Raw genomic sequence first — 10,186 nt, forward strand, 5'->3', positions numbered from 1 at the left:
CGAACCGGTCCCGAATCGTCGCCAGAATAGGCATATTATCACTGGCCCACTCTAGCGCCCGGCGGCCTTCCCGCGTCAGTTTCTTATCTTTAATTTTGCTCATGAACCGGTGCTGCCGAAGCCACCCTCACCGCGAGACGTTTCGCTGAGCTCATCTACGATTTCCAGCTCAAGGGGAGATCCATCCATGGCCACCAGCTGAAAGAGGCGCTGACCCGCCTTTACGGTGTACACCTCCTCGCTGATATTATCACAGAATGCGATGAGCTCACCTCTGTAACCACCATCAATCAGTCCGATGGAATTGGCCATCCTTAGCGGAGTCTTGGAGATACTGGAGCGAGGTATGAGAAAGTACGGTCTCTGCCCTTCCATTTCGCACGCTACCTTCAGGTGGATCGGGGCAGTCTCACGTGCCGAGAAGGTCATTGATTCAGGCACATAGAGATCGAGGCCCGCATCACCATCGTGAAAGTGACCGTGGTCACGATAGAATCCCGCTACATCGGCCGAAAAAGGCCTAAGCTTAATCTTCATTTTCAGATGATCCTCCACCCAGCTGATTCCAGATCCAGTAGACGATAGATCCCACAACAAGAAACGCAAACCCCCACGCCGGCAGTAAGCTCCCTCTGTCCAGATGAAATCGAATAACGCCCCATGACACAAAGAGCGCACAGATAATGTAGGCAACGGGAACAAGAGGAAACAACGGTGTTTTATAGCTTTCACTGTTACCGTCCGCCACACTTCTTCCACGCACTTTGAACAAGGTGGAGATAGATACGGAAGAGAATAGAATCATTACCACGGTTGTTGAATCAACAAGGCTTTCAATATCCAGCACATACATGAGGACAATACACCACGCCGCCTGAAGAATGAGTGCATTCACCGGCGTCTGGAAACGGGGATGGCGTTTGGCTGTAAATCTAAAGAAAACACCGTGTTCGCCCATAGCTTGAATTACTCTCGCTCCGGCAGTCTGAATGGTGATTGAAAGCGAGCTAACCACCGATATAAAGATCAGGAGAGTGAGGAAAGTGCTCCACCCTTCTGCTCCTACTGTCTTGAGTGCGATGACAGGTACCATCTCTTCTCCGCGCATGGCGTCGAGACCGATACTCTTCAGAAAACCGATCTCCACCACAATGTAGATGATCATGGTAATCAGGGTACCGCCGATAAGAGCACGTGGGAGAGTTTTTCTCGGATTGTGTATTTCACCTGCGATGTATCCCGCCACGTTCCATCCTGTATATGCGAAAAAGATTGGAATCAGAGCCCTCGAAAAACCGCGCACGGGACTGGCATCTACCAGATTTGCTGCACCGCTCTCAACAGAGCCTGATCCACTCTTGAAGAGGAGAAACGTCAATATGAACAGCCCGCCGATCTTAATCACCGTGAGGATTGATTGAAATCGCGCTCCCACCGTAATCCGAAGACAGTGAAGGAGAGAGAAACCGATAACGAGAAGTGAGGCCAGAAACGGTTCTGACAATCCGCTCTGCGGAAAAAATTCGAGGAGATACTTGCCTCCGAAAACGGCGAGGATGGCGATTGAACCGGTTTCGAAGATGACAAGACTCATCCAGCCGTAGAGAAAAGCAGGATAGCGCCCGTAGACATTATTCAGGTAGAGGAAGTCGCCTCCTATATTGGGGAAAGTAGTGGAGAGTTCAGCTATAGACAGCGCACCGAGCATGGCCATTACGCCGCCTCCGATCCAAGCAAAGATGAGCCAGGAACTATCTGTGACTGGAGCAGCGGCGTACCCGGAAAGCAGGAAAATCCCGGAGCCGATGATATTCCCTGCCACCATGCTGGTGGCATCGAATGTTCTTACGACACGCTTGGAAGTGTCAGCCATCACAATTCGGCGACATTAAGTACAGAAAACGGCATTACCATCGCACAAGAGTAATCGCTGTGCCAACTATAGTGCCAGATGAATAACGAGGCTACTCGTTCTGCTGGTAGACGGTTCGAATGGGGAACGGGATGTTGATCCCCTCTTCGCCAAACCGCTTATGTAGGCGCTTGATGAATTCGTGCGTCACAGCCCACTGGCCGGAATAGTCCTTTGCAGTAAGGGAAACGCGGAAATCTATGCTTGACTCGCCGAAGTTCATAAAGATCATGTTGGGATCAGATTCAGGGATACCACCTTCCACATTTTGCATGACATCTCTTGCCACTTCCAGCGTTACTCTTTCCACGTGACCAAGGTCGCTATCGTAGCTGACGCCGCACCCTAACCTTACGACTAACTCCTTAATGGGCGCGTCAAAATTCTTCATGATCGCCGCCGACAGTTTGGCATTAGGAATCACAACAAGATTGTTCTTTCGATCCTTGAGAGTTGTGTTACGCCACGAAATATTGTCAACCGTGCCACGGTGCCCGCTGTCCAGTTCCACTAGATCCCCCGGTACTACCTTTTTGGACAGGAGTATATGGAGGCCGGCAAAGACGTCAGAAAGGGTATCCTTGAGAGCCAGCGAGACTGCAAGACCGCCGACGCCCAGAGCGGTGAGCAGGGGTGTGATGGAGATTCCCAATGTCTGAAAGACAATCAAGAGTCCGATAGTAATGATGAAGATCCTAACGAGGTTTGTGAACATGGCCGCAGAAGGCAAAGCATCAGTGCTCGCTGCAAACAGCTCGAGCAGTCCAACGCCGGCTCTTGCCACGGAAAGCGTAATGGAGAGGATGATGAGGATAAGTATAACGGTCTGCGCCGATCCCAGCAACTCGGGACTCAGGGGAATCCCATCGAGGGCAAAATAGACTCCGCCCAGAAAGAACCACTGTATCGAACTTGACTCCACAGCGGAGAGGACGACATCATCGCCGCGCCATTTCGTCCGTGCCGCGATTCTCTTCAACTGCTTGTGGATATACGTCTTAAAAATCCACCCCGCCACAGTAAAACCTAAGATGGTGACGATGGGGATGAGATATGCCGTCATGGACTGCGTGTCGAGGTTCATTTGGACTCCTAAAGTTTGGCGAATTTACAAAGGAGAGGAGTTGAGACTAAGCGATTTGTCTGATCTCATGGTCCTTCCCAGACTACTTCTCCTTCACGCACCACTTTCTCCATCTTCAATTCTCCACTTCTGTCCCATTCCAGGTGAAGGAAGGGAACATCCTCAATAAAAAGAATCTCTGCGATCAACGCCCCGCTCTCGTCCCAATGGAGTTCCACGCCGTGCTTTTTCTTCCCCAAGTATTCTGTCTCCGATGCCTTGCGCCCGTTCTTGTGCACTTCAGTCGCCAAACGGTGATCACTGAACTTCCTGATATCTGTACGGCGGCCGTGAACATCCCATTGCGCTTGCCACTTCAGTTCGCCAGACTGATATCCCTTCACCAGACTTAACCTCCCGTTACCGTGATAGTTTGATTCTGCCAACAGTTCCCCTTCAATATAGACGTTGTCCTGAATCAACTCTCCACTGGGCGACCAGCTCCTATCGTGTCCGTGCTTGAGTCCTGCCTCCCACTCTATCTCCGACGCCACCCCACCCATAGAATACCACGACCGCTCCAGACCGTGCTGAAGGCCGTCCTCATATTCTTTTATCCACTTTTTCGCACCAGCATCAGACCAGTGTATCACTTCACCGTGGAGGACATCCTTCCTGTACAATTCGGTGGTTCTGACAGAACCGTTATCGTACCATTGCGTCCACTTCTTTATCCGTTTTCCCCCACTGTAACGTTCTTCTACAGCCAACTGACCGGATGGATACCATTTCAAAGTCTTGCCATGAAGCAGACTGTCTTTATAGACTTTCTGTGAGTCGAGATTCGACGATTCACTCCACCAGCGCCATTTACCGTGCACTACATCTTTCTTAAAGCGGCGCTCCGCCCTGAGCGCTCCGTTCTCATCTTTGATGATCCATTTACCGTCAATGAGGCCATCCTCATAATCTATAGCGTCTCTCTCCCGTCCGTTGGAATGATAGGTGAAAGATGCTCCGTTCAAACTGCCCTTGCGAAAGCTGTATGACGACGTCATGTTTCCGGCTTTATCCCAGTAGGTCTTACTGCCGTGAACTATCCCCTTCCTGTAATTCCACGTGGAGTCAAGATTGCCGTCGGCGGCCCACCCAGACCACTCGCCGTGGGGGAGTCCTTTGGCGTACGACTGCTCAGTCCGTTTCTTTCCGTTCTCATACCAGCCTATATACTTGCCGTGGAATTCGCCCTTGCGGTAGTTGATCTCTTCCAAAGGTGAATTGTTGGTATAGTAAGAAACAGTCTTCACCACAATTGAATCAGTCTTGGATTGCAGATAGTGAACTTCTGTACGGTAACCGGCGAGAGTCTTTTCGGTTGTCTTCAGTTCAGCAGCACAGCCGACAAGCACCAACTGGAGAATAACCGTTGGGCCAACAAAGTAGAGAGTGTGCATCGGTTTCAAGGTAAGTGATACACTCCAATGGCATTTCCGTAGAGACTGGCGAGGTACAGTTTGCCTTCCTTCTCGATAACGTTAGACACATTTGAGAAAGTTTTGCCCGATGGATCGTGGAGACTCTCGACGATTTCGCCGTTGTGATTCAGTTTGAGCACGAAACCGTAGGCTTCGGCGCCGGGACGGAGCCAGTCCGGCAGGCGCATGAGGAGCTTCTTGATCCACACTCTGGGGTGGTACACCTCATCCACTGTCCGGTTGCGAGGAGAGACGATTGCCAGCCAGAAGTTGCCTTTGCCATCAGCCATGATGCCGTCAGGATAGCCCGGGAGATTATCTGCGAAAACGTCCCGTTCCCCTGACCTCTCGCCCTTGAGCCAGAAGCGGGTGACACGATAAGCGCCTAGCTCCGTTACGAGTACGAAACGGCCTCCCCCGCCAACTGTGACACCGTTTGCATAGTATAGATTTTCGCCCACTACATCCATAACTCCCACCGATGGATCGTACCTCAGCAACCGGCCGAAGGGACGATGAACGAGAATATCATGAAAGGTATCGTGCACGAAGATTCCCGAGGTGACGTCTGAAAAGTAGATCCTTCCATCGGGAGCGATATCCAGATCATTGGGGAAGTGGAGTGGCAGTTCCCGGGAGAGAGCGACTAGGGTATCTATCTTGCCGGTGGGAGATACAGAGATGAGACCCAAGCCGGGATCACAGGCAACAAGATTTCCTTGGAGATCAAAGGCAAGTCCCAGCGGCCTTCCGCCCGTCTGCACAAATTCTTCCACGGATCCGTCATGAAGTATCCTTCTGATAGCACCGTCTTCTTCCGACGTATAGACGAGTCCTTCTTCATCTAGCGCTACATCTTCAGGTCCTATGAGCAAACCTTCGGCCAGGAGTTCCACTTCAGTTAGCCGATTATTCTGTTCCAGTGCACCTTGGGATTTGGGCGCCGGTTCGGGCGTGAAAGCTACAGGCTCGATGTCTGGCATTTCCGCGCAACCGATGATGAAAAGGAAGATTGACAGTGATACTCCAAGCAGACAATTAACTGCGAGAGAAAGTGCGATCTTCTTCTCCGAGTCGCTTATAAATCTATTCTCAGATGACAGGTTTCCAAGGTCTTCCCACATCGCCCTACTGATCGAGATACTCATCTAGCGCCCGCGAGACCTTCTCCATCGCCTCAGCGAAGCGACGCATGCCGTACCCGATCCGAATAAATCCTTCCGCATCAAACGTATAGTTTCCCGGCGGTACAAGAACGGAGTATTCCTCGGCCAATCGGAGACAGAACTCATCAGTGTGGATGTCGGGGATAAACTTGGGAAAAGTGATTGGACCACCTTCGGGTTTGACCCAGTCGAAGACACCGTTCTTCTGAGCCATCCACTCCTTGAGCACACCAAAATTCTCATCCACGATAGCTTGATTCCTGGCAAGCACTTTATCCCTGTGTCTGTGAGCCAAAGCCGCTATCTGCTGATCTATGGTGGCGGCACAGACGGTAGTATAATAGTTGATATGCCACAGTGATTCGAGAATGTCCTCGGGCGCCGCAATCCATCCCACTCTCAGGCCGCTCAAGCCGAACGACTTCGACATACTGCCAGTAGAGATCGCCGACTGATCTAAGTCCCGTACGGAGCCTGTGGCCGGCTTGCCATCTACCGTGATTCCGCGGAACACTTCATCCACCCACACCTTGGCCCCTACCTCTCCCGCAATGGCTATGACACTCTGAAGTTCTTCGTCTGACATAATATATCCCGTGGGATTCTGAGGATTGTTGATAACGATCAGTTTCGTCGATTCGTCAACGAGATCCTCCAACTCGGCAAGGTCCGGCTGGAATTGATTCTCGTGACGCAGTCGCCATTTCCGCACTTCCGCGCCGAGATCGCCGGCGAGCTGATAGAGCGCAGGATACATGGGAAACATGGCTACGACAGAGTCTCCCGCTCCCACGAGGGATTCCACCAGAAGAAAGATCGCCTCTGTACTGGAACAGGTGACGAACACTTCTCCGGGCGAGGTGCTCTTGTACCACGTAGCGACGGTTTCCTGAAGTTCCGGCAGACCGCCCACAGGCGCCGAGGTCAGTTTAGTTTTACCGAAATCGATTGCCTCACCTGTGAGATCAAACAGCTCATCCACTGTCATTCCGGCGCAGCTGCTGGATCCAAGCAGATGATCCACCTTGAATTCGTAGCGGTCGAACCATTCTTCGAGGGTAAAGACTGAGTACTTCATCAGCGTACCATAACTTTGCGTTCAGCAGTAAGATGTAGATTTTTCGTTCGAGGCAATGACTTCATGAATCATCTCCTTTCATTTCAATCAATTCTTCCTTACTTGTTTCTTCTACAACCACAACTGCCTGTCCAGGCTACGATACTGGATTGCCTCTCCCAGATGTTGGGGTTCGATCTTAACTCGGCCCTCCAGGTCGGCGATGGTCCGCCCCACTTTAAGGATTCGGTCGTAGGCGCGCGCCGAGAGCCCCAGTTTATCCATGGCCGATTTCAGCAGACTCTTCCCTTCCTCGCTGATATCACAGAATTTGCGGATATCTTTCGTCTCCATATGCGCATTGCAGTACTTCCCTTCGATGGAATTGAATCGCTCCAGTTGAACTTGGCGCGCCGCCTCCACCCGCTCCCGGATGGACTCAGACTTTTCACCGGGCGGTTTCTCTGAAAGATCGGCAAAAGGTACAGCCGGCACTTCCACATGGAGATCAATTCTATCCATGAGGGGGCCTGAAATCCTTCCCATATATTTCTGGATCAGCAGCGGTGTGCATGTGCATTCATTATTGGGATCAGTGGCGTAGCCGCAGGGGCAGGGATTCGTCGCCGCCACAAGCTGGAAGTTGGCGGGATAGTTCACTGAAACGGCGGCTCTTGCGATGGTCACCTCGCCGTTCTCCATGGGCTGGCGCATTACTTCGAGCACATTCTTCTTGAATTCCGCCAGCTCATCGAGGAATAGCACACCGTGATGCGCCAGACTCACTTCACCGGGCTTCGGTATTGTTCCACCGCCGATGAGACCAGCATCGCTGATGGTGTGGTGAGGCGAACGAAATGGACGGATAGCGATAATGCCGGCGTCGCCCGGCAGAAGTCCGGCCACCGAGTGAATCTTGGTCGTTTCAAGCGCTTCACCCAGAGTCAGATGAGGTAAGATCGTCGGCAGACGTTTAGCCAGCATCGTCTTACCCGATCCTGGCGGTCCGATGAGGATGACGTTGTGTCCGCCAGCCGCCGCCACTTCCACGGCTCGCTTGACATGCTCCTGCCCTTTCACCTCCTCGAAATCTACAGGATAGTGGCGGCTGTCACGGAACAACTCATCTATGTCTACATTAGTCGACCGGAGCTCCGAATCTCCGTTCAGTACATTTACCACATCCAATAATGTTTTGGCGCCGGCTACCCTGACACCTTCAGCTACCGCCGCTTCGCGCGAATTTTCCTCGGGCACAATGAGTCCTTTTACACCTGTTTGAGCTGCCGAAATGGCAATTGGTAGGGCTCCCCGAACAGATCGTAGCGAGCCGTCCAGTGACAGTTCACCGAGAAGCCATAGCTTTTGGAGATATGTCGGTTGAATTTCACCCAGCGCCGCCAGAATGCCGATAGCGATCGGGAGGTCAAAGGCACTCCCTTCCTTACGAATGTCGGCCGGTGCCAGATTAACAACCACCTTTTTGTTGGGAAAACGGAAGCCCGAATTCTTAATTGCCGCTATGACCCTCTCCTTACTCTCCTTAACCGCCCCTTCCGGCAGGCCGACGGTGATGAACTTGGGGATGGGGGTCGGCGTCAGATTCGCTTCAATCTCAACTTCGTAGGCGTCTATCCCAAGGATGGCGCTGCTGAGTACACGAGCGTGCATTACACAACTGATTTGAAAGAATGTAGTCTTAGCCCGGACACGAGATGAACCCGGTCACGGCAAGATATGGAATGATTACATAAAGGGAAACATCACGGATCAGATAGAAAATAAAGAAGGCTATCAGAATCTTCCACCCCTTCTCCTTCAGGAGAAGTTTGAAACCACCTTTGCGGAAATCTGCACGCCACTCTCTGACAATTTTCGGGACAAGAAATTTCAATCTCAGTCTGGCTTCTTCTTCGGTTGGCCCATGATACTCTCATATTTCTCCAGTAGTGTCTGGCCTTTGACCTGAGAACGCGTATAGGCGTAACGCAGTGCTTCGTAAAACGGGCGATCTCTGAATTCATCCTGCCTGTAAAAATCGTCCACCCATTCGATGAACTTGGTAGCATCTTTGCCTTCAAGATACTCCAGAATTGTATAAGCCATTTCTGCCCGATTCTCATAATACCATTTTGTAAAATCTCCCCGACCCGTCTCATCGATAAGAGATTTATGTGTCTCGTATACCTGCGTAAGATAGGCAAACAGATAGAACTCCTTCTCAGCGGGCTGTAGCGTCTTCCAGTAAAGGACTATAGGGGAATAATCTGTCTGTCCGTTGAGTACGGCTGCGAGAAGTAACACCGACCACATCGGTCTAAAACGAGTCTTCATTTGCTTAATCCTCCTCTTGCGCCACGCTGACTGTAACAGCGTCACCATTATTTCCTTCTTCCAGTTCAATCATCTGCAGCAGTTTATCAATCGCTTCAGCTTCCTCGACTCTCCCTACCTTCTCGCCATCTTTGTAGATGAGACCACCACCTTTGCCGAAGGCGATACCCATATCAGCATGGCTCGCTTCACCGGGGCCATTCACTGCACATCCCATAAGAGCCAGCGACATGGGCTTCTTAACGTGCTGAAGTTTATCTTCCATCTCTCCGGCAATCTTGAAGAGGTCCACTTCCAGCCGACCGCAGGTCGGGCAGGCCACGATCGTCACCCCGCGGCTCGCCAGTCCCAGCGATTTCAGTATCTCAAAACCGACCCGGACTTCTTCCACAGGATCGTCAGTGAGACTAACGCGAATGGTATCGCCGATACCTTCTTCCAGTAGTGTTCCGATTCCTACAGACGATTTAACGGTGCCGCTTTTTGTGGGGCCCGCTTCAGTTACACCAAGATGAAGTGGAAAGTCAAACTTCTGCGAGAAGAGACGGTAGGAATCGACCATGAGCCGCACATCGGAAGATTTAAGGGAAATTACAATGTCATCGAAGCCGAACTCTTTACAGATATTGATATGCCGCTCCGCACTCTCGACCATAGCTTCGGCAGTGGGATAGCCATACTTCTCCAGAAGCTCTCGCTCAAGACTGCCAGCGTTGACGCCAATTCTGATGGGCAGGCCAGCGCTCTTCACCTTATCCAACACCGCCTCCACCCGCTCCCTCTTGCCGATATTGCCCGGATTGATGCGGATTTTGTCTACTCCAGCATCCACTGCCAGTAGAGCCATTCGGTAGTTGAAGTGAATGTCCGCCACCAGGGGAACTGTCATTTGTTTCTTGATCTCGGGCAGTGCCTTCGCCGCCTTCTCATCGGGCACCGTTACTCTGATGATCTGACAACCCGCCTCTTCCAGCCGATGAATTTCCTTCAACGTGGCCGCTACATCGTGTGTCTTGGTGGTGGTCATGGACTGTATTGAAACGGGAGCACCTCCGCCAACCGCGATATCGCCAACCATCACTTGGCGTGTCATTTCTCTTTCAATCGGTCGCGTGGATTCCATGTCGTCGAAAAAGTTATGACCCAGTCCAAGAAAAACCAATGGAAATGACCCTTGGA

The 10,186-nt window shown here is 51.6% G+C and carries 9 protein-coding genes and 1 pseudogene; all 10 read right to left on the reverse strand.

The genetic code is table 11. The annotated features are described in order from the left end of the window. Window positions 1-99 precede the first annotated feature (99 nt). Complete coding sequence (locus QF669_09245) at window positions 100-537, reverse strand: dUTP diphosphatase (GenBank protein ID MDP6457615.1); 438 nt, start codon at window positions 535-537, stop codon at window positions 100-102. After that, window positions 527-1,873, reverse strand: coding sequence for an amino acid permease (locus tag QF669_09250; GenBank protein MDP6457616.1), 1,347 nt, complete (start codon window positions 1,871-1,873; stop codon window positions 527-529). Before QF669_09250 ends, QF669_09245 begins: the two co-directional genes overlap by 11 nt. A gap of 91 nt (window positions 1,874-1,964) precedes the next feature. Then, window positions 1,965-2,996, reverse strand: a complete 1,032-nt coding sequence (locus QF669_09255; GenBank protein MDP6457617.1) for a mechanosensitive ion channel family protein — start codon at window positions 2,994-2,996, stop codon at window positions 1,965-1,967. A gap of 65 nt (window positions 2,997-3,061) precedes the next feature. Then, window positions 3,062-4,438, reverse strand: coding sequence for a hypothetical protein (locus tag QF669_09260; GenBank protein ID MDP6457618.1), 1,377 nt, complete (start codon window positions 4,436-4,438; stop codon window positions 3,062-3,064). Then, entirely contained in the window at window positions 4,435-5,598 is a 1,164-nt protein-coding gene (locus QF669_09265) for an SMP-30/gluconolactonase/LRE family protein (protein MDP6457619.1), read from the reverse strand. The genes QF669_09260 and QF669_09265 overlap by 4 nt, the downstream gene beginning before the upstream one ends. Next, window positions 5,579-6,694 carry an aminotransferase class I/II-fold pyridoxal phosphate-dependent enzyme gene (locus tag QF669_09270; protein MDP6457620.1) on the reverse strand — a complete coding sequence of 372 codons (1,116 nt, stop codon included), beginning with the start codon at window positions 6,692-6,694 and terminating at the stop codon, window positions 5,579-5,581. Before QF669_09270 ends, QF669_09265 begins: the two co-directional genes overlap by 20 nt. Before the next feature lie 111 nt (window positions 6,695-6,805). Next, on the reverse strand, window positions 6,806-8,344 hold the full coding sequence (locus QF669_09275; protein ID MDP6457621.1) for a YifB family Mg chelatase-like AAA ATPase: 1,539 nt from the start codon (window positions 8,342-8,344) through the stop codon (window positions 6,806-6,808). 28 nt (window positions 8,345-8,372) lie between these two features. Continuing rightward, window positions 8,373-8,567 (reverse strand): hypothetical protein, encoded by a 195-nt coding sequence (locus tag QF669_09280; protein MDP6457622.1) that lies wholly within the window; start codon window positions 8,565-8,567, stop codon window positions 8,373-8,375. A 2-nt stretch (window positions 8,568-8,569) separates the two neighbouring features. Next, complete coding sequence (locus tag QF669_09285; protein MDP6457623.1) at window positions 8,570-9,007, reverse strand: hypothetical protein; 438 nt, start codon at window positions 9,005-9,007, stop codon at window positions 8,570-8,572. Between the two features lie 67 nt (window positions 9,008-9,074). Further along, a pseudogene (ispG, locus tag QF669_09290) lies at window positions 9,075-10,100 on the reverse strand (flavodoxin-dependent (E)-4-hydroxy-3-methylbut-2-enyl-diphosphate synthase). Window positions 10,101-10,186: the final 86 nt, after the last annotated feature.

Source organism: Candidatus Neomarinimicrobiota bacterium, assembly GCA_030743815.1.
Taxonomy (GTDB): domain Bacteria; phylum Fidelibacterota; class Marinisomatia; order Marinisomatales; family S15-B10; genus UBA2146.

Bases quoted from the DNA above. Each gene is read 5' to 3' on its own strand.
- QF669_09245 (MDP6457615.1), bottom strand. From the start codon at position 537: ATGAAGATTAAGCTTAGGCCTTTTTCGGCCGATGTAGCGGGATTCTAT.
- QF669_09250 (MDP6457616.1), bottom strand. From the start codon at position 1,873: ATGGCTGACACTTCCAAGCGTGTCGTAAGAACATTCGATGCCACCAGC.
- QF669_09255 (MDP6457617.1), bottom strand. From the start codon at position 2,996: ATGAACCTCGACACGCAGTCCATGACGGCATATCTCATCCCCATCGTC.
- QF669_09265 (MDP6457619.1), bottom strand. From the start codon at position 5,598: ATGAGTATCTCGATCAGTAGGGCGATGTGGGAAGACCTTGGAAACCTG.
- QF669_09270 (MDP6457620.1), bottom strand. From the start codon at position 6,694: ATGAAGTACTCAGTCTTTACCCTCGAAGAATGGTTCGACCGCTACGAA.
- QF669_09275 (MDP6457621.1), bottom strand. From the start codon at position 8,344: ATGCACGCTCGTGTACTCAGCAGCGCCATCCTTGGGATAGACGCCTAC.
- QF669_09285 (MDP6457623.1), bottom strand. From the start codon at position 9,007: ATGAAGACTCGTTTTAGACCGATGTGGTCGGTGTTACTTCTCGCAGCC.